At 61.1% G+C, this 19,433-nt stretch carries 15 protein-coding genes and 1 tRNA gene; 6 read left to right on the top strand and 10 right to left on the bottom strand.

The features are described from left to right. Together OPU96_RS25680 and OPU96_RS25675 are read left to right on the top strand one after the other, a co-directional pair. Positions 1 to 3,933 (top strand): type I secretion C-terminal target domain-containing protein (locus OPU96_RS25680; protein WP_498559934.1); only part of this gene is annotated, 3,933 nt, incomplete at its 5' end. A gap of 124 nt (positions 3,934 to 4,057) precedes the next feature. Continuing rightward, on the top strand, positions 4,058 to 4,396 hold the full coding sequence (locus OPU96_RS25675) for a tryptophan synthase subunit beta (protein ID WP_226457611.1): 339 nt from the start codon (positions 4,058 to 4,060) through the stop codon (positions 4,394 to 4,396). Between the two features lie 56 nt (positions 4,397 to 4,452). On the opposite strand, the gene lapD is transcribed toward OPU96_RS25675, so the two are convergent. Further along, a complete protein-coding gene (gene lapD / locus OPU96_RS25670) occupies positions 4,453 to 6,399 on the bottom strand; it encodes a cyclic di-GMP receptor LapD (protein WP_498559933.1) in 1,947 nt (648 codons plus the stop codon). Between the two features lie 11 nt (positions 6,400 to 6,410). Further along, positions 6,411 to 7,127, bottom strand: coding sequence for a cysteine protease LapG (gene lapG, locus OPU96_RS25665; protein WP_305392746.1), 717 nt, complete (start codon positions 7,125 to 7,127; stop codon positions 6,411 to 6,413). 269 nt (positions 7,128 to 7,396) lie between these two features. On the opposite strand from lapG, the gene bcsQ reads away from it, so the two are divergent. Continuing rightward, positions 7,397 to 8,356 (top strand): cellulose biosynthesis protein BcsQ, encoded by a 960-nt coding sequence (bcsQ, locus tag OPU96_RS25660; protein ID WP_498559932.1) that lies wholly within the window; start codon positions 7,397 to 7,399, stop codon positions 8,354 to 8,356. Between the two features lie 241 nt (positions 8,357 to 8,597). On the opposite strand, the gene OPU96_RS25655 is transcribed toward bcsQ, so the two are convergent. From OPU96_RS25655 to OPU96_RS25635, 5 genes are all read right to left on the bottom strand, one after another. Beyond that, a complete protein-coding gene (locus OPU96_RS25655; protein WP_498559931.1) occupies positions 8,598 to 9,785 on the bottom strand; it encodes a methyltransferase in 1,188 nt (395 codons plus the stop codon). Beyond that, complete coding sequence (locus OPU96_RS25650) at positions 9,766 to 10,455, bottom strand: ABC transporter permease (protein WP_026013808.1); 690 nt, start codon at positions 10,453 to 10,455, stop codon at positions 9,766 to 9,768. The genes OPU96_RS25655 and OPU96_RS25650 overlap by 20 nt, the downstream gene beginning before the upstream one ends. Before the next feature lie 38 nt (positions 10,456 to 10,493). After that, entirely contained in the window at positions 10,494 to 11,189 is a 696-nt protein-coding gene (locus OPU96_RS25645) for an ABC transporter permease (RefSeq protein ID WP_017738340.1), read from the bottom strand. A 72-nt stretch (positions 11,190 to 11,261) separates the two neighbouring features. Beyond that, a complete protein-coding gene (locus OPU96_RS25640; protein ID WP_226457615.1) occupies positions 11,262 to 12,014 on the bottom strand; it encodes an ABC transporter substrate-binding protein in 753 nt (250 codons plus the stop codon). 13 nt (positions 12,015 to 12,027) lie between these two features. Further along, positions 12,028 to 12,801 carry an ABC transporter ATP-binding protein gene (locus OPU96_RS25635; protein WP_010213906.1) on the bottom strand — a complete coding sequence of 258 codons (774 nt, stop codon included), beginning with the start codon at positions 12,799 to 12,801 and terminating at the stop codon, positions 12,028 to 12,030. A 553-nt stretch (positions 12,802 to 13,354) separates the two neighbouring features. On the opposite strand from OPU96_RS25635, the gene gabP reads away from it, so the two are divergent. After that, entirely contained in the window at positions 13,355 to 14,746 is a 1,392-nt protein-coding gene (gabP, locus tag OPU96_RS25630; protein ID WP_226457616.1) for a GABA permease, read from the top strand. Between the two features lie 119 nt (positions 14,747 to 14,865). Here the strand turns inward: gabP and OPU96_RS25625 are convergent, their stop codons facing one another. Continuing rightward, positions 14,866 to 15,279 (bottom strand): hypothetical protein, encoded by a 414-nt coding sequence (locus OPU96_RS25625; RefSeq protein ID WP_498559930.1) that lies wholly within the window; start codon positions 15,277 to 15,279, stop codon positions 14,866 to 14,868. A 19-nt stretch (positions 15,280 to 15,298) separates the two neighbouring features. Next, the gene (locus OPU96_RS25620; RefSeq protein WP_305391897.1) at positions 15,299 to 16,264 is read right to left on the bottom strand and encodes an alpha/beta hydrolase family protein; all 966 of its coding nucleotides are present in this window, start codon (positions 16,262 to 16,264) and stop codon (positions 15,299 to 15,301) included. Positions 16,265 to 16,566: 302 nt separating this feature from the next. Between OPU96_RS25620 and OPU96_RS25615 the strand changes: the two genes are divergently transcribed. Beyond that, the gene (locus OPU96_RS25615) at positions 16,567 to 17,532 is read left to right on the top strand and encodes an arsenic resistance protein (protein WP_305391898.1); all 966 of its coding nucleotides are present in this window, start codon (positions 16,567 to 16,569) and stop codon (positions 17,530 to 17,532) included. A gap of 77 nt (positions 17,533 to 17,609) precedes the next feature. Continuing rightward, positions 17,610 to 19,208, top strand: coding sequence for an ArnT family glycosyltransferase (locus OPU96_RS25610; protein WP_498559929.1), 1,599 nt, complete (start codon positions 17,610 to 17,612; stop codon positions 19,206 to 19,208). Between the two features lie 132 nt (positions 19,209 to 19,340). Here OPU96_RS25610 and OPU96_RS25605 read toward each other — a convergent pair. Beyond that, positions 19,341 to 19,416 (bottom strand) — tRNA-Phe (locus OPU96_RS25605). Positions 19,417 to 19,433 lie beyond the last annotated feature (17 nt).

Genomic DNA, 19,433 nt, shown 5'->3' with positions numbered 1-19,433 from the left:
GGCACCAGCAACGCCGATGGCTACTACAGCATCTCCGGCAACAACGTTGTGCTGACCCAGAAAGGCGCGGACTTCGTTAACGCTGGCAACCAGCTGCCGAAGATCGACCTGACCGTCACCGATCCAGAAGGCCTGCACTCCAGCAACAACGCGCAGCCAGTGGTCAACCTGCACAACGACGTGCCAGTGATCGCCATCACGGCGACCACCATCGTTGAAGACACCGCTAAAGTCGGCACCGTGGCCGGTACGTTCTCCGCGAGCGACGAAGAAACTCCTGTTGCCCAGCTGAAGATCACCTTCACCACTGGCACCAACACCGACGGCTACTACAGCCTGTCCGGTAGCAACGTCGTGCTGACGCAGAAGGGCGCCGATTGGGTCAACGCCGGCAACCAATTGCCGAAGATCGACCTGACCGTGACCGACGCCGACAACGCCAGCTCCCACAGCACTGGCCAGCCGACGGTCACCCTGGTCGACGACACGCCAACCGCTACCAACGGCTACATCCAGAGCGACGAAGACACCCCGGTCGAACTGACCTGGGCGACCTTTGGCGTCAAGGATGAAGACTCGGCGAGCCCGAAAGTGGTGTTCACCAGCCTGCCTGCCGGTTCCATCGAGTACAAAGTCAACGGCGTGTGGGTTGCGCTCACCACCGCTGACCTCAAGACCGATACCTCGGCCGGCAAGTCGTTCAGCCAGGCTGACTTCGACAACCACAACGTGCGTTACAGCCCGGCGGCCAACGAGTCGGGTGACAACAGCTTCGGCGGCACCGGCGTGGGTAACAAGCAAGGTGATTACACCGAGCTGAAGTTCCAGGCCACCGACGGCAACACTTACAGCGACACCAAAACCATCACCGTGGACATCCACCCGGTGACGGACGTGCCTGTCGTCACGATCAATGCGTTCAACGCGGTACCAACCGGCTTGGTCATCCAGACCTGGACCGGCGGCAACCTGCCGAGCGCATTGGGCACCAACGGTAATGGCGTGGCCAAAGCCGACGACCTGATCAAGGTCATCGACGCCAAAACCGCTGCCAGCGCCGCGTCCACTGGCGTGACCAGCAACGTGAGCAACAGCAACGTAGTGGAAGGCACCGCGACCAAGGTCTCTGGCCTGATCTACCTGGAAGCCGGCAAGAGCTATACCTTCACGGGTACAGCCGATGACAGCCTGGCTATCACCGTGGGCGGCAAGTTGGTTGCGACCGAGACCTGGAGCAAGGGCAGCGCGATTACCGGCACGGCTTACACGCCGACCGAGTCGGGCTACTACACCCTCGACATCTACCACTACAACCAGGCCGGCGGGGGCAACTACGACGTCAACGTGTCGATCAACAACGGCCCGTCGATGTCCCTGGGCAACAGCGGCGTGCAGACCTACACCAGCGTGGATGCGTTGAAAGCCGCCGGTGCGGTGCTCGGCGACAGCCACGTGGTCAATGGCGAAGGCTATTACACCGGCTACGTCTACAACCGTGGCCTGGAAGACACCGCGATCAAGGTCAGCCCGATCACCACGACGTTTGTCGACAATGACGGCTCGGAATCCCACAAGGTGGAAATCAGCGGTCTGCCCAAAGGCACCGTGATCACCGATGGCACCACTGGCAACAGCATCACCTCGACCGGCAGTACCACGCTGTACGACGTCAGCACCTGGAACCTGAAAACCCTGACGGTCACTCCGTTCAAGGATTCGACCGCCAGCTTCGACCTGACCGTGAAAGCGACCGCCAAAGAGTTGAGCACTGGGGTTGAAGCGGTAACGACCGGCAAAGTGAGCATCGTGATCACCGCGGTCAACGACGCGCCGACCCTGGACCTCAGCACTGCGGACGGTGCTGTCGCCACCGGCTACAACACGGCGTACACCGAACGTGCCGCCGCGGGTGTGGCGATCACTGGCGTCGTCGCTATCGGCGACGTCGACAGTACCCAGATGCAAAACGCGACCATCACCCTGAAAAACGCGAGTGCCGGCGATCAGCTCAGCTCGAGCCTGGTTTCGGTGGGCGGTACGTACAAAGGCATCACCCTGACCAGCGTCGGCACCGACGTCAGCGGCAAAATCGTGCTGACCCTCTCGGGCACCGCGGATTCGGCGACTTACAAGGCACTGCTGGAGTCGTTCCAATATTCCAGCACCAGCAAGTACCCGACCCTGGGCGATCGTACGGTCGAGATCTCGGTGACGGACAACGAAGGCGGCAACAGCCTGAGTTCGTTGGTCGCTACCAGCACCATTACCGTTCAGCCGCAGGTCTACACCCCGGTCACCGAAGGCGGCGCTGCTGCCGACACCATCGACCTGGGTTCGAGCTCGGCGAATAACGTTGTGGTCGGCGACAAGGGTGGTATCACCACTGCGGGCACCAACTACAACATCGCGTTCCTGGTCGACACCTCGGGCAGTATCGGCTCCTCGGCCATGAAGTCGATCAAGGACCAACTCTCGGGCATCTTCGATACCTTGATTGCCAATGCCGGCAATAAAGACTCGGGCGTGGTGAAAGTGCTGCTGGTCGACTTCGACACCCGTGTCGAGTCGCAGGTCTCGGTCAACCTGGCCGACAAGACGGCTGCCAAGGCTGCCTTGCAGGCTGTGTTGAACCAGATGGTGTCCAATTCCAGCGACATGACCAACTACCAGGACGCGTTCAAAGCGGCCTCCGATTGGTTCAAGAGCAGCGACGCGACCAGCAACACCGGCGCGAAAAACCTCACGTACTTCATCACCGACGGTTCGCCGAACGTGTACACCGACGTGCAGGGCAACCCGAACCTGGGCACGACCAGCTTCTGGGGTTCGACCGTCTACTTTGACAGCGTTGTGAATAACTCCAATTACGTCCTGGGCCAGAGCAACGCGCTCTATACGACGATCAATGGCAAGTCGCAGATGATCGTCGACGGTAGCGGTAACGTTTACTCCTACGACAGCCGTGGCAGCCGCTACTTCGAGGGCACGGTCGTGGCCAACAGCAATGGCGGCTTCGACGTTGCGTCGGTCTACCAGAGCTCCAGCACCGCACTGGCGAACGCCAAGACCGCCTACAACGACTTGGTCAACGCGGTCACCGGCAAAGTAGTGGTCGAGGCGATCGGCCTGGGTTCGGACATCGATAGCACCGTGCTCAAGCAGTTCGATACCGACAAAGTGGTTGCCAACATTGATACCGCGAAGCTGGCGGATGCCATCACCGGCCACACCGCCGATGCGGGTTCCGACAGCATTTCCGGTGGTTCGGGCAACGACATCCTGTTCGGCGACCTGATCAGCTACAAAGGCCAGGAAGGCAGTGCGGCACTCAAGGCGTTCGCCGCCGAGAAGCTGTCCACTACCGTCGACCAGATCGATGACCGCACCCTGCACCAGTACATCACTGAGCACGTGCAGGACGTGGGGGCGTTGGCCAACGCGTCGAACATCTACAACACCAATGATGGCAACGACAGCCTGATCGGTAATGCCGGCAACGACATCCTGTTCGGCCAAGGCGGCAACGACACCTTGAATGGCGGCGCAGGCAACGACATCCTGGTCGGCGGCAAGGGTAACGACATCCTCACCGGCGGCGCGGGTGCCGATACCTTCGTCTGGCTCAAAGGCGACACCAACACCAACGGCGGCTTTGATCAGATCAAGGACTTCAAGCACAGCGAAGGCGACAAGCTGGACCTGTCCGACTTGCTGCAAGGCAACAACGACACCAACTTGGCGAACTACCTGAAGTTGACCACCGACTCGGCGGGCAACTCGACGCTGAGCGTGAGCAGCACCGGTTCGTTCACCGCCAGCGGCGGCACGGCCGATGTGACGATCAAGGTCGATGGCGCGAACTGGGGCAGTGGCAGCACCGCGATCAACAACCTGATCGCCGGTGGCGACCTGACCGTCAAGCACCACGACTGATCACCACGGGGGCGTCAATCTTTCGGGATTGGCGCCCCCTTGGCATCGGCTGCGGGAAAAAGTGTGTAATCTCTGTGGGCGTCGTACGCGGCGCCTGCAGGGATTTTTTATTGGGAGAACGCTGATGTTCTACGTGCAACGCGATCAAAACAACGCTTTGGTGCGCGTCGAGGCGCAGGCCTACGCGGAAGCCACCGAGACGCTACCGGCGGATCACCATGATATCCAGGCGTGGTTTGCCGGGGACGAGATCGAAAACAGCCTCAAGCAGCTCAAGAGCAGTGACCTTGAGATGATTCGAGTGCTGGATGACTTGATTCAGGTGCTGACGTCCAAAGGCGTGATTCGCATCACTGACTTGCCACCGGCGGCACAGGCCAAGTTCCTGGAACGGACCCAGGCACGGGCGGCGCTGGGCGGTTTGAGCGAGCTGATCAATGATGATGAAACCGGTTTGATCTGAACCGGGCACACCTCCTTCACGGCATCAGCGTCAAGGAGGCATGAGGCTTCAACGTTTTACTTCCAGGGCGCCGGTTCACCGACCAGTTGGCCTTGCACCCCTTCCACGCCCATCTCGCGGATCACCCGCAATTCACCCTCGGTTTCCACGCGCTCGGCAATCAACGGCAAATCAATGCTGTGGGCGGCCCGCTGGATCGCTTCGATAAAGATCCGTTTGTGGCTCTCCTGATCAATGGCGCGGATGTAGCTGCCGTCGATTTTCAGGTAGGCCAGGCCCAGGTGCGCCAGGTTGCCGATCATGCTGAAGCGCCCGCCGAAACGCTGCAGGCCAAGGCTGTAGCCGAGGTTGCGCATGCGCCGGATCATCAACTCCAGCTGGGTTTGCTCGGGCACTTGTTCTTCGCCGATCTCCAGGATCAGGCGCGGCCCCAGGGTCGGGTGCTGGGCCAGGCGTTCGAAGATGCGTTCCAGGGCCTGCGGGTCGTTCAGGGTCGCGGCCGAGAGGTTCAGGGCCACCGACTGGTTATGCTGGGCCAGTTGCTTGATCACCAGGTCGAGCATCACTTGGTCCAGGCGCGCGGTCCAGCCAAAGCGCTCCAGCCACGGCAGGAAGTGGCCGGCGGCGATGGTCTGGTCCTGGTTGTCCAGCAAACGCGACAACACCTTGTAGTGCAGCACCCGCTGGGTATCGGCGCTGCTCACCACTGGCTGGAAGAACAGGCGGAAACGTCCTTGCTTGAGGGCATCGTCAAGCAGGGTATGCCAGCTGTGCGGGTCATCGCTGACGGTGCCGGCGGTGTGGTGTTCGAGGCAGACCCAGCTCTGGCCGCTGTTGGCTTCGGCTTGAGTGAGGGCCTGGTCGGCCAGCATCAACAGGTCGGCCGAGGCGTCGCCGGCGTTGTAGGGGGCCAGGCCGATGTAGGCCACGGTCTGCATGTCGGTGGCGCCGGTTTCGTGCAGGCTTTGCAGGGTGGCTTCCAGTTCCTGGGCCAGTTGCAGGGCTTCGTCACGCACCAGGCCCGGTGCGAGTACCGCGAACTCACCGCCACGGCTGCGGGTGATCAGGTTGTGGGTCTCCGGGTACTTGGCGCAGGTGCGCACCAGTAGCTGGCTGACGGCTTGCAGCAGTTGGTCGGTGCGTTGCCCGCCGAAGCGCTGGTTGAGGCCGGCGAGGTCGTTGACCCGCAGGATCAGCAGGTAGCCCGAGCTGTGCTCCTCCAGGTTGCTGACCCGGGAGTTGAGTTGCATCTCGAAATAGCGTCGGTTGGCCAGCCCGGTCAGGCTGTCCTGGTAGGACTCCACCCGCAGCTTCTCGCTGCGCTCGGTCTGTTCGTGGAACAGTGCCTTGAGCTTCTCCACCATCTGGTTCATCGCTTGCACCACACGGCGCAGTTCCGGGGTGCGCGGCAGGTCGGGCAGGCTGAGGAACTCGCGTCGGGCGATGGCGTGGGATTGTTCGACCATGTAGTCCAACGGCTTGAGTTGGCGACGCAGCAGCAATGCGCCGAGGATCGCGCTCGCCGCACCACAGAGCAGCAGCCAACCCAGGCTGCCCAAGGCGCTCTGCCACAGTTTGGCGAGGGCGAACATCGGGTGGCTGACCACCTCCACGCGCGCCGCCTGCTGCCAGCCGCGGCTGACGATGGCATCACCGCCGGCTGGCGCAAGGCCGATCATCTTCACAAACCAGGCGGGTACACCACTGGCGTCGGGCTCGGCGGCGCGTTCCACCAGTACCTGGTCGTTGCTCAGGTCGATCACACGGATGCTGGCGTAGTAGCCACTGTCAAAGATCGAGCTGACCATCAGCTCGGTCATCGCCGGGTCATCGATGTTTGGCGTCAGCGACAGCGCCAGCGCGGTGGCCGCGTCCTGGGCGTGGGAGCGCAACTGGTTGACGTACTGCGAGCGCGAGCTTTCCAGGCTGACCACGAAGCTACCGCTGAAGGCGACCACGAGAAACACACAGATAGCGATCAGCAATTGTTTGAACAGTGACATCGTAGCTCCTGTTAATTATCCGAACTGGCCGGAAACCCTTCGGCGGTCATTTTCTTCAAGACATCCTGCCAACGCGAGAGGCGCTTGGTGTCACCGACTTTTTTGTTGCCCGCAGCACCCGTCAGCCACAGCCCTTCACCGTTGAACGCGTAGACGGGCAACAAGTCCGTACGCTGGCTGGCGGGCAGGATCGGGTCCATCAGGCTGTCCAGTACCAGTGGCATCGCGTTGGGGCTGGCATAGTAGGTCAGCACCATGTGCGCGCGGTTCTGGCGCAAGGCCTTAACGTAGGTGATCCGCAGCTTTTGCGCGGGGATACCGAGGTTACGCAGGCTGAAGTATTTGGCGATGGCATAGTCTTCACAGTCACCTGCACCTTTCCACAGGGATTGAATGGGCGTCGCCCAGTAATCAATCTCGTGCCACAGGTCGATGTCTTCCTCGTAGTGCAACTGGCGGTTGAAGAACAAGTTGACCACTTTGAGTTGCTCAAGCTCGCCGATCTGCTTTTGCGTCGAGAGTAATTGTTGCCAGGCATCGATGCGTTGACGCCCGGCACCCAATGGGCCGTAAAGCGACTCGGCGCGGCGGCTGATCTGGCTGAAATCCCAATCGGCAAGCAAATTGCCCAGCAGGCCGCCACCCAGCAGCAGGGTGATGGCAAGGCCGTAGAGAAACCGAGGGAATTTAAAGCGTATCGCCACTGCGAATATCCAAGCTTGCAGCATTGAAGGTGCGGCAATGGTGCGGTGCTGGCGGGTAAAAAACAATGGCACGGTGGAATCACGGGGCTGAATTTACGCGAACTAGGCGTCATTAAAGTGACTATTTTCCGCTCGTCTGAAAGGCTTGCGCGAATATCATCAAAATAATGACACTTGCCGAGCGCTGTCACAAAATGTCTCAACGAAAGCGCCTACAAAAAGACTGCGGTAAGCCCCCTTGTTTTCTTGCCGACCTCCCACGTCTTTATTCGCGCCGTGAAGGAGCTCCGGCCATGAGCCGCACTGATGATCTGCTTGCCCTGTTCGGCAAGAGCGTGTCCCGCGACCCGAAAGGGCGCAATGCTCGGCTGCACTTTTTCGGCACCGTTCCGTTCGATGATGGCACTCGCGTGAACATGAAAGACGGTTCACGTTTCAGCCCCAACACGCCATATGCTCACGAACAACCCCTGGCCTTTGACGAAACCGCACCGCGCCCGAACGTGGTCGCTGTGGTGTCCGTCAACGGCGGCGTCGGCCGCAGTACCCTGGTCACGGCCTTGAGCAGCGGCCTGCAGCGTTTGGGGGAGTCGGTGGTGGCACTCGACCTCGACCCGCAGAACGCCTTGCGCCAGCACTTCGGTGTGGATCATGAATTGCCCGGCATCGGCCGCACCAGCCTGGTCAACGGACCCTGGCAGAACGTGCTGCACACCGGGTTCGCCGGTTGCGAGGTGATGCCCTTTGGTGACACCGACCCCCAGCAGCAGGACAACCTGCAGCACTGGCTCACACGTGAACCCAAGTGGCTGGCGCAGCGCCTGTCGGTGCTGGGCTTGAGCGAGCGCCACACGGTGATCGTCGATACCCCGGCCGGCAATAATGTGTACCTGCATCAAGCGTTGAACGTGGCCGACATTGTGCTGGTCGTGGTCCAGCCGGACGCCGCGTGCCTGGGCACTTTGGATCAGATGGATGCGTTGCTGGCGCCCTATCTGGCGCGCAATTTCCCGCCGCGTTGTCACTTCGTGATCAACCAGTTGGACGAGCATTCGGCGTTCAGCCTGGACATGCTCGAAGCCTTCAAGCTGCGTCTGGGTGACAGCCTGTTGGAGGTCGTGCACCGCGATCCGTCCATCAGCGAAGCCCTGGCCTTTGGTTCGGACCCGCTGGATAACCTGGGCCAGAGCCTGGCGAGCGACGATCTCAATGAACTTTGTCAGTTGCTGATCCGCCCGAAAACCACGCCCTGAACCGCTTGTTAGACGCATGGCGCCAGATGCTTATGCACAATCGGTAGGTTGCGGTCGAGGGTAAACAACGATTTTGTGGAGCTGTTCTCAACACGCCGCAACTGCCTGTTTTGCGTGCTTTTTATTCTGTGCACAAAAAATGACCAGCGTGGCTTTTTGCCTTCAGCGTAGGCCGCGACAGGCGCTGAAAAGAATTCATCAACAGAGTTATCCACAGGCTGGGCTGCGACAATTTTGCCCTTTAATCGCGCTCGGCAAGCACCATCAAGTTGCGCGGCGTCAGTGCCGGTTCGCAGAAACTGCCTACTTCAACCCGGTAGCGGTTTTCGCTGAGAAACAGTGCCCGATCCAGCACCAGCCACAGCTCCAGCGGGCGCCGAAACAGACCACGCAGCAATTCCAGGTTCCTGACCTCGGCCAGGCGCTGCCAGCCGTGGGCTTCCAGTGCCGCCCAATCCTGTGCGCCTGTGGATAACCCTTTGAGGGTCGCCAGCTCCCGGCAATAGTCGGCGAAGGGTTTGTCCAGCCAGGCGCTGGGCAATGACGGCGTGGGCAGGTAGTCGTCGCAGCCGCGCAGTTCACGTTGCAGTCGGTCGAAGCCCAGGCGCCGCGCCATGGAGCTGTCGCGCTGGCGGCGCACGCGGGCGCCGGCGGTCACGGTTTCGCTGAGGGGCAGGCCAAGGTCGTCGATCGACAGCTGCAACGCCGAAGCGCGGCCCAGGCCCGACAGGGCTTGATAGCGGTCTGCGCTGATGCGGTTGTAGCAGCATGGCGCCAGTGCCAGTTGCTTGCAGCCAGCCGCGCTGGCGGCTTGCAGCAAGCGTACGTGCAGGTCACCGCAAGCGTGCAGGGCGACGGGGGTGTGTTCGGCGCTGAGCGGCACGTCGGCCATCACGTCTTGCAGGCGATGGGTCACGGGCAAGCCGTGGTGATCGCTCAAGGCTTGGCCGGCGGCGATCAAGGCCGGGTCATATTCCAGGCAGGTCAATTGTTGCCCGGTGTGCAGCAGGCGGCGGCCGAGGTGGCCCTTGCCGGCGCACCAGTCCAGCCAGTGCGTTGGCGTTGCCGCAAATGACAGGGCCGCGCCGAAGGCTTCGATCTGTTGCCACTTGCGCCCGGGCACGTCGACATGCAGGCGCGGGTGAGCCGGGTCAAGGGGCACCTTCGGCAAGTTATCCACAGCGCTGAGCGCGAGAGCCTGGGCGGCAAGCTGTGGAAAAGGGGCCGGGGCGGGCAGGTCGTGGGGCTGGTTGTGGGCGGTTTCGGCGTCAGCCAGCGAACGTTGGCGCAGCCACTGGGAGAGCGCGGGGTGTTCGGCTTCCCAGGGTAATTGCCGGTGGGTGAAGGGCCGTGGTCGCCACAGCCCTTGGTGTTCGATCAGGAATGCATCGAGCGCCGCGAAGCGCGCTTCAACGTCCTTGGCACGCATCGACGCGCAGCCAGCGTTCCAGCAGTTTGAAGCCGCGCACCAGGATGTAGGCCATTAACAGGTAGAACAGCCCGGCGGCGAAGAAGATCTCTACCGGCAAGTAGGTGCGGGCGATGATCGTGCGCGCCATGCCGGTCAGTTCCAGCAAGGTTACGGTACTGGCCAGGGCGCTGGCCTTGAGCATCAGGATTACTTCGTTGCTGTACGCCGGCAGGCCGATGCGCGAGGCGCGCGGCAGGATGATGTAGAACAGCGTCTTGGGCTTGGACATGCCCAGGGCGCGTGCCGCTTCGATCTCACCCGGCGGGATCGCCTGGATCGCACCGCGCAGGATCTCGGCGATATAGGCGGCGGTGTGCAGGGTCATGGTGGCCGTGGCACACCAGAACGGATCGCGCAGGTACGGCCACATGAAGCTCTCGCGTACCGCATCGAACTGCGCCAGGCCGTAGTAGACCAGGAACAGCTGCACCAGAAGCGGTGTGCCACGGAAGAAGAAAATGTAGGCGTAGGGCAGGGCGCTGACGTACCAGCGTCGCGAGGAGCGGGCGATGCCCAGCGGGATCGCCAGCAGCAGGCCGGCGATCACGGCGATGGCCACCAGTTCCAGGGTCAGGGTTGCGCCCTGGGCCAGTTTGGGCAGCCATTTGATGATCACGGCCCAGTTCAGGCCCAGGTCGAAATGCGCCAGCCAGCTGTAGTCGCCGCTCATTGGGTGCTCCTTGCAAAGCCGCGGGCGGCGCGTTTTTCCAGGAAGTGCATGGCGGTCATCGCCAGGACGGTGAGGCCCAGGTACATGAAGGCCGCGACCATGAAGAAGGTGAAGGGCTGCTTGGTGACGGTCACGCCGATCTGCGCGTGGCGCATGATTTCTTCAAGGCCGATCACCGAGACCAGCGCGGTGTCCTTCATCAGGATCATGAACAGGTTGCCCAGCCCCGGCAGGGCAATACGCCACATCTGCGGCATGATCAGGCGGGTGAAGATCCGAAACTTCGACAGGCCCAGTGCCACGCCGGCTTCGCGGTGGCCCTTGGGAATGGCGAGGATTGCGCCACGGAACACTTCGGTGGCGTAGGCGCCAAAGCACAGGCCCAGGGCGATCACCCCGGCGGCAAAGGCGCTGAGGGACAGGTCGGGGTTGCCGAAGAACTCGCCCAGGGCACGCATCAGGTTGACCGTGCCGAAATAGATCAGCAGCACCCACAACAGTTCGGGAATGCCGCGCACGAGGGTCGAGTAAGCGCCGCCAAGCCACTGCAGCGGCTTGTACGGGGACGTCTTGGCCAAGGCGCCGGCCAGGCCGAGCACCAGCCCCAGGCACAGGGCCGTGAGCGCCAGTTTGACGGTCATCAGCGCGCCGGCGGCAAGCGCGGGGCCGAATCCGTAGAGATCGAAATTCATGGTGTTTTCATATCGCAAGGCATTGCTAAAAGCCGACGCGCTCTAGTGAGCGCGTCGGGCATACCGTTCAGATCATTCGATGCTGAAAGGGAAGTACTTGTCGTTGATCTTCTTGTAGGTGCCGTCGGCCTTGATCTCTGCCAGGGCTTTGTTCAGGCGCTCGCGCAGTGGGTCGCCCTTGCGGACGGCGATGCCGATCTTGTCGCTTTCCACAACCGGGTCGCCTTTGAACTCATAGGCGGAACCGTCTTTGCTCTTGAGCCATTCGTACTGCACGTACTTGTCGGCGAGGATGCCGTCGAGGCGGCCCGAGATCAGGTCGAGGTAGGCGTTTTCCTGGGTGTCGTAGAGCTTGGAGGTGGTGTCCGGCAGCTCGTCTTCCAGGTACGTACCGGCCAGGGTCGCGCGTTGTGCGCCGATGATCTTGCCCTTCAGGTAGCCGGCGTCGGTCTTGAAGTCTTTGGTGGCTTTCGGTGCGATGAACTGCAGCTTGTTGGAGTAGTACGGGTCGGTGAAGTCGACGGCCTGCTTGCGTTCATCGGTGATGGACAGCGAGGACACCAGGAAGTCGAACTTCTTGGCGTTCAGGGCCGGGATGATGCCGTCCCAGTCGGACACGTACACTTCACACTTCTCGATTTTCATCTTGGCGCACAGGGCGTCGCCGATGTCTTTGTCGAAGCCCACGACGTTGCCGCTGGCGTCTTTATTGTTGAAGGGCGGGTAAGCCGCTTCGATCCCCATCTTCAAGGTTTCTGCCATGGCCGTGGCGCTGAACGCCATCGAGACGGCGGCGGCCAGAAGGAATTTTTTATAGTTCTGCATGCATGTTGCTCCGTTAGCGGTTGCTGGACATGAATTGTTTGCAGCGCGCCGAAAGCGGGTTTTCAAACACCTGCTGTGGCGATCCTTGCTCCTCGACCAGGCCCTGGTGCAGGAACACCACTTCACTGGACACCTGGCGGGCGAAGCCCATTTCATGGGTGACCAGCAGCATGGTGCGGCCTTCCTCGGCCAGCGCGCGGATCACATTAAGTACTTCCTGGACCATTTCCGGGTCAAGGGCGGATGTGGGCTCGTCGAACAGGATGACTTTAGGCTGCATCGCCAGGGTGCGCGCGATGGCCGCCCGTTGTTGCTGGCCGCCGGACAGTTGCGCAGGGTAGGCGTGGCGTTTGTCGGCGATGCCGACCTTGGCCAGCAGCGCTTCGGCCACTTCGATGGCTTCGGCTTTGCTCTGGCCGAGCACACGGCGCGGGGCCTCGATGATGTTGTCGAGGATGCTCATGTGCGGCCACAGGTTAAAGTTTTGAAACACAAAACCGATTTCGCTGCGCAGGCGGTTGATCTGCTTGCCGTCGGCGGCCATCAGCTCGCCGTTTTTTGCGGCCTTGAGCTTGAGCTCTTCGCCGGCCACCAGGATCTGGCCCTGGTGCGGGTTTTCCAGCAGGTTGATGCAGCGCAGGAAGGTGGACTTGCCGGAACCGGAGGAACCCAGGATCGAGATCACGTCGCCGTCGCGAGCGGTCAGCGAGATACCTTTGAGTACCTCCAGCTCACCATAGCGTTTATGCAAGTTGCGGATTTCAAGCGCGGGCGTGGCCTCGGCCATGTGCGGTCCTCATTGTGTTCGTTGCGTGCTTGCTGTTGGGCCGCCTTCCTGGCGAGGCGCCAAGCTAGCATAGCGTCTGGATGGCAGCCAACAACGCTGCGGACGGTTGACGGGCTGTGTGCGGCAGGGTGTCGCATCGGCACAGCGGCGTGTCGCGCCATCTACAACCGAACAGCCGTTTGAACCGGAAAACCCGCAGGCTTCGCGTAAAAAAGGGCGCGATGGTGCCAGCTTTGGCCGGGTGTTGGAAGGGTCAATCGGGCAAACGGTGCTTATCAGCCCTGTTATGGAGCGTCACGTACTTTTTGTGTGTGTTTTTGGTGCGCGCGTTCGTTTAAAAGTGAGTCGCACGGTAACGCTATAGCGGAATCTCAGTGTTCTCAATGAGTTGCGACGGCTGTTGAATTGTCCTACAGCCCGCGTCAATTGAGGGTTTGTAACATTTTGGCGCAAATATTGCGTAAAAAATAAAGAACGCCCTGTTGGTTTCTTTTCACGAGAAAGAGCTCAGGCCGGGCGGACCGTTTTCGCAATTCCTCGCAAAGGTGTGTCAATGAGTAGTACGCAAAGCTCCAATGACCTCGAACAGGGGCTCAAACCGCGTCACGTCACCATGCTGTCGATTGCCGGCGTTATTGGTGCCGGTTTGTTTGTTGGCTCCGGCCACGCGATTGCTGCCGCCGGCCCTGCTGTGCTGCTGGCTTATGCCGCCGCCGGTACGCTGGTGGTATTGGTGATGCGCATGCTGGCCGAAATGGCCGTGGCGTCACCGGACACCGGTTCGTTCTCGACTTACGCCGACCGCGCCATCGGTCACTGGGCCGGTTTCACCATCGGTTGGCTGTACTGGTGGTTCTGGGTGCTGGTGATTCCACTGGAAGCCAACGCCGCCGCGACCATCCTGCATGCCTGGTTCCCGGACATTGCGATCTGGGCCTTTACCTTGGTCATCACCTTGCTGCTGACGGCGACCAACCTGTTCAGCGTGAAGAACTACGGCGAGTTCGAGTTCTGGTTTGCGCTGATCAAGGTGGTCGCGATCGTGGGCTTCGTGATCCTCGGCCTGGCGGCAATTTTTGGCTTCCTGCCGACCAGTCAGGTCAGCGGTGTTTCGCACCTGTTCGACACCCAAGGCTTCATGCCTAACGGCATGGGCGCGGTATTGGCCGCGATCCTGACCACCATGTTCTCCTTCATGGGTACCGAGATCGTTACCATCGCTGCCGCTGAATCGAAGAACCCTGGCCAGCAAATAACCAAGGCTACCAACTCGGTGATCTGGCGGATTGGTTTGTTCTACCTGCTGTCGATCTTCATCGTGGTGTCCCTGGTGCCATGGAACGATCCGACCCTGGCAGCCGTAGGTTCCTACCAGACCGTGCTGGAACGCATGGGCATCCCGAACGCCAAGATGATCGTTGACATCGTGGTCCTGGTTGCCGTGACCAGCTGCCTGAACTCGGCCCTGTATACCGCGTCGCGCATGCTGTTCTCCCTGGGTCGTCGCGGTGATGCACCGGCCGTGGCCAAGCGCACCAACAGCAGCGGCACGCCTTACTGGGCGGTGATGCTGTCTACCGGCGCTGCGTTCCTGGCGGTGTTTGCCAACTATGTCGCTCCGGCGGCGGTGTTCGAATTCCTGCTGGCCAGCTCCGGCGCGATCGCGCTGCTGGTGTACCTGGTGATCGCGGTGTCGCAATTGCGCATGCGCCAGAAGCGTACGGCGGCGGGTGAGAAGATTGTCTTCAAGATGTGGTTGTTCCCGGGCCTGACCTACGCGGTGATGGTGTTCATCGTCGGTACGTTGACCATCATGCTGTTCCAGGAAGCACACCGGGTCGAGATCATTGCGACTGGCGTGCTGAGCTTGCTGGTGGTGGCGGCGGGGCTGTTGGTGGCCAGTCGTCGCAAGGCGCAGAGAGTAGGCGCAGCAGTCACTAGCTGACGGAATGCGTTCAAAAATGTGGGAGCGGGCTTGCTCGCGAATACGGAGTGTCAGTCACTGAATCAGTTGGCTGATACACCGTATTCGCGAGCAAGCCCGCTCCCACATTTGGTTCTGCGTCAGTCTGCTGAGTTGGCCAGTGCCTGGGACGCCGCCACGTAATCCGCCTGGAACTGCGGCGATTCGATCCACGCCAAGGCGGCCGCTTCATCATCGCTATCTGTGGCCCATTGGCGATATTCGATCAGTGCCGCGAGGATAAAGTCGGTGGCTTCTTCTTCGCCTTCCTGTTCCAGCACGACCGCCAGCAGCGGGTGCGACAGGAACGCGGCGCACAATGCCTGCTGGTTGCTTTCTCCCGCGGTGCGCATCTCTACGAACAGCTCGGTCAAATCCACCGACTCAAGGTCAATGCGGCTGTCATCGCCGGCAAAGGCGTCCGGCTTGCTCGCAACGGCGCGTTGGGTGCGGTTCTGCTTGGCCTTGGCCTTTGCCCGGTGGGCGCGTTTTTGCTGCTTGTTTGGCGAGGCCATGGGTGTGACGTCCTAGGGTTCAGAGTGGGCTATTGAAGCGCAGGTTGCGGGAAATCCCAAGGGTATCCGCTGCTAATTGGCCGTTTTGCAGCCAAGCCAGTGCAATCGGCCACAAGCGGTCCTGATACTCACTACGGAAAAATGCGAAATGCCCGACCTGTTTCTCGCCGATGTCCTCAGGCGCTATCCGCAGATGGGTGCGTTCGCTGTTGTCGAAGTAACCCAGTAACCGCTCGATGGCTGCTACGGTCCCGAATGGGTCATCGGTGATGCTGATGGCCAGTATCTGCGCTTGCACCTGGCTGAAGGGCAACTCACGCAAGCCGCGCCCGCTGGGGCGTGTTTCGTAGCGGGGTGTGGGGGTGCTCCAGTCGCGTACCACGCCTGCCGGCGTGTCCTCCATCCAGCCCAGGCGTTTGCCGGGGAAATATCCGCACAGCGCGGTCATCAGCGGCATTGCCACATGCCATTTGGCAAACATCTTCCAGCGTTCACTCGCTGCATAGTCGCGCCAGTACGCAAATTGGGCGCCCACGGTAACAATCCGGCGGATCGCCGCGCCTGAGGCTCCCAGCCCCGCCGCACAGCCGCCGAAGCTGTGGCCGACGACGTCGATCGGCTGGCCTGGAAACTCCCGTTGCGCGCGCTGCAAGATCGCTTCGAAATCCAGCACGCCCCAGTCCGACCACGAGGCTTTGAAGCCCTTTAGCGAGCCGTGGCGGGATTCGCCGATGCCACGGTAGTCGTAGGTGATGACGTCGAGGCCGTTGGCAAACAGGTAGTCGGCGAAACGCGAGTAATAGCGGCAGCGCAGGGACGTGGCGGCGTTGATGATGACGACGGGGCGGCCGAAGTCGGTGCGCAGATGGCGCCAGGTGAAGCCGCCGATGAGGTGGTTGTCGGCAGCGGGTTCCTTGAAGGGCGTGCTTTGCCCTGGGTTGCGTGTTGCGAGTGGTATTCGCGAAGAGGCGTCATTCAAGTTCATTGGTTTTCTGCCTATGTCGGTTTTTATTTTTTTAGCAACAGTTGGCCAGCTTGCCAGTACGTGTGTGCCATTCGGCGGCCCCACTAATCTCGGCGCTCACTGATAGAGCCATATATCCTAGAGGAACGACACCCGATCATGGTCCGATCAGACTGGCAGGCACCCACTTTGGAGGTCTCTATGAGCATCCCACTTTCTCCCATCGTTTCAGAGTTTGAAACAGAAGAGCCGGCTGCCAGCTACGACCGTTTTGCCAATAGATCCATAGGCTTGTTGCCTTTGCGATCAGCCAGGGCGCTTTCATGACCCGCGACACCCTCGAACACCATCAGATCCCCCTCTACTTCATCACGGTCCTCCTGGCAGCCACCTTCGGCCTGCTCGCGCCCTCATCGGCCAATGGCCTTGGCGCACTGGTCACACCTGCGATCGCCGTGCTGATGTACGCGATGTTCCTGCAAATCCCGTTTCTGAAGCTGCGCCAGGGCTGGGGCAACAAACGCTTCCTGTCGGCTTTGCTGCTGGTCAATTTCATCCTGGTGCCGTTGCTGGTGTGGGCGTTGACCCGTGGCTTGGTCGCGCACCCGGCGCTATTGCTGGGTGCGTTGCTGGTGTTGCTGACGCCGTGCATCGATTACGTGGTGGTGTTTACCCATATGGGTAAGGGCGACTCGCGGCTGATGCTCGCGGCGACGCCGGTGTTGTTGCTGGTGCAGTTGGCGCTGTTGCCGGTGTACCTGGGGTTGATGCTGGGGCCGCAGTCTGGGGTGGTGGTCGAGGCGGGGCCTTTCGTCGAGGCGTTCCTGATGTTGATTGTGGTGCCGATGGTGTTGGCGGTGGGCACCACGGCGCTGGCGCGCAGCTCGACCGTTATCAATGCGTGGAACAACGCCTGGGCCTGGTTGCCGGTGCCGGCCATGGCGCTGGTGTTGTTTGTGGTGATCGCCTCGCAGATCACTGCGGTGGTGCGTGATTTCAGCCTGTTGCTGCCGGTGATTCCGGTCTACCTGGGCTTCCTGTTGCTGGCGCCGCTGATGGGCGCTTTGGCGGCGCGTGTCTGTGCGTTGCCGGCGTTGACGGCGCGTGCGGTGACGTTCAGCGCATCGACACGCAACTCGTTGGTGGTGTTGCCCTTGGCGCTGGCCCTGCCCGAGGGTGTACGCGGGTTGGCGGCGACGGCGGTGATCCTGCAAACCCTGATCGAGTTGGTCGGTGAATTGATCTATGTGCGTCTGATCCCGGCGTTGGTATGGCCCGTGCGTCGGTAAATGTGAGTCTGTTCAGGCGCTATTCAGCAGGGTGGCCGGCACCATAAGTCGGCACTCTTTACCTGACGGGTCAACCGATGGATCACCACAACCGTTTTCGCCTGGAGTCCCTGGGCATTTTCTTGCTCGCCTCTCTGCTGTTTACCCTGGGGATCTGGGATCAGCAGCCTCAGGGTTTTGACGGGCGCTGGGCGTTGTTCCTGCAGGAAATGTTTCGCCACGGCGCGAGTTTTTTCCCGACCACCTACGGTCAGCCCTACGCGGACTATCCCGGCACCGCGACCTTCTTCAGTTTTGTGTTTGCCCGGCTGTTTGGTGCGCCCAACCACCTGGCAAATATCCTGCCCACCGCCCTCGCGTCTGCCGGCACCGTTGCCCTGATCTATCGCCTGCTGGTGCCTTCGAGCCGGCAATGGGCGCTGCTCACGGTGCTGCTGACGTTGCTCACTGCGCAGTTGCTCGATAAGTCGCGTTCGGTGTGCCTGGATCAGATGGTGTCGCTGCTCTGTGTCGGCAGTTTCTACCTGTTGCACACGGGTGAGCGCTTGGGATCGCGCTGGCGCCAACTCGCCGTGTTCCCGCTGTTCGTCCTCGGCTTTGCGATTCGCGGGCCGCTGGGGTTGATCGAAGTCTGTGGCGTGGTGTGCGTGTACTGGGCGTTGAGCCGCCCCGGGCAGCGGGTCAGGCAGGTGCTGATCCATGGTGTGGTTGGCGTGCTGCTGTTGGCGGCGTGCTGGTGGCTGTTGGTGAAGCTGGCGCGGATCAGCGGTGGCGATGCCTTTGCCGACGAAGTGTTCAAGATGCAGGTCGGCGGGCGCCTCGATGAAAGTGGCGAGCCGTTCTACTTCTACTTCCAGTTGAGTGTGTACCGCTACTTCCCGGTGGTGCCGCTGGCGCTGGCAACGTTGATCGCGCTGCGCCATCGCTGGTCTGAACGGTTTGTGAATGACGACGTGCAGAGGGTGGTGCGCCTGGGCGCCTGCGGCTTGATGATCCTGCTCGGGCTATCGGTGCCGCACTTCAAGCGCGCTTATTACATCCTGCCCATGGTGCCGATGTTTGCCGCTGTCGCCGCCTATGGGCTGCTCCAGGCGCAAGGCTGGCTCGTTGGCGTGCGCAGGTGTTACGAATGGCTTGTCGTGGCGCTACCGGCGTTGTGCGTGGTTGTAGTCTTTGTCTGTCGGCATGGGTGGCAGAAGCACGGTTATTGGCCGGACGTTTCGTTGCCGCTGCTGATAGGCGCGCTGCTGGTCCTGCAAGTGGCGGCAGTGATCGCCTGGCGTCGTCTGGTGGGGCTCAGCGCGATCGCATTGGCGGCGCAATGGCTGTTGCTGGTGGCCGTGATCGGTCCGGCCAAGGATCTGCAATTCGACACCCGCACCTTTGTTGGCGAGGTGGAAGCGCTACGGGTGAAGCAGCCGGGGCCGTTGGTGTTTGTCAATCTCGGCCGGGATACCTGGGCGGTGCGCTACATGATGAACCTGGATCATGATGAGCAGCCGTTGTTTGTCGCGGGGAGCGAGGTCGAGCGGTTGGCTACGTTGCCAAAGCCGGCATGGGTGATCGTGGCGCGCAAGGAAACCAAGCTGCTGGCGGGGACGCCGCTGGAACATCAGGCGCCGGTGTACAGCGGGCGGTTGAATGACAATCCGTTGATGGTGTTTTTGCTTGAGTGATTGAGATGACGGGCTTCGGGGCGACAGAGGTTGCTCCGATGCAGCTCAATAAATCCCGGGCAACAAAAAACCCGCACTAGGCGGGTTTCTTGTGTGTTTCAGATGATGTTCGCACCACCTAAAACTAATTAGTGGTGCCCAGAGACGGAATCGAACCGCCGACACGGGGATTTTCAATCCCCTGCTCTACCGACTGAGCTATCTGGGCAACGGGGCGCATTAAAC

The organism is Pseudomonas sp. RP-B7, assembly GCF_059803535.1.
Note: the sequence above shows the minus strand (reverse complement) of the source record. Positions and strands in the feature narration are given on the sequence as shown.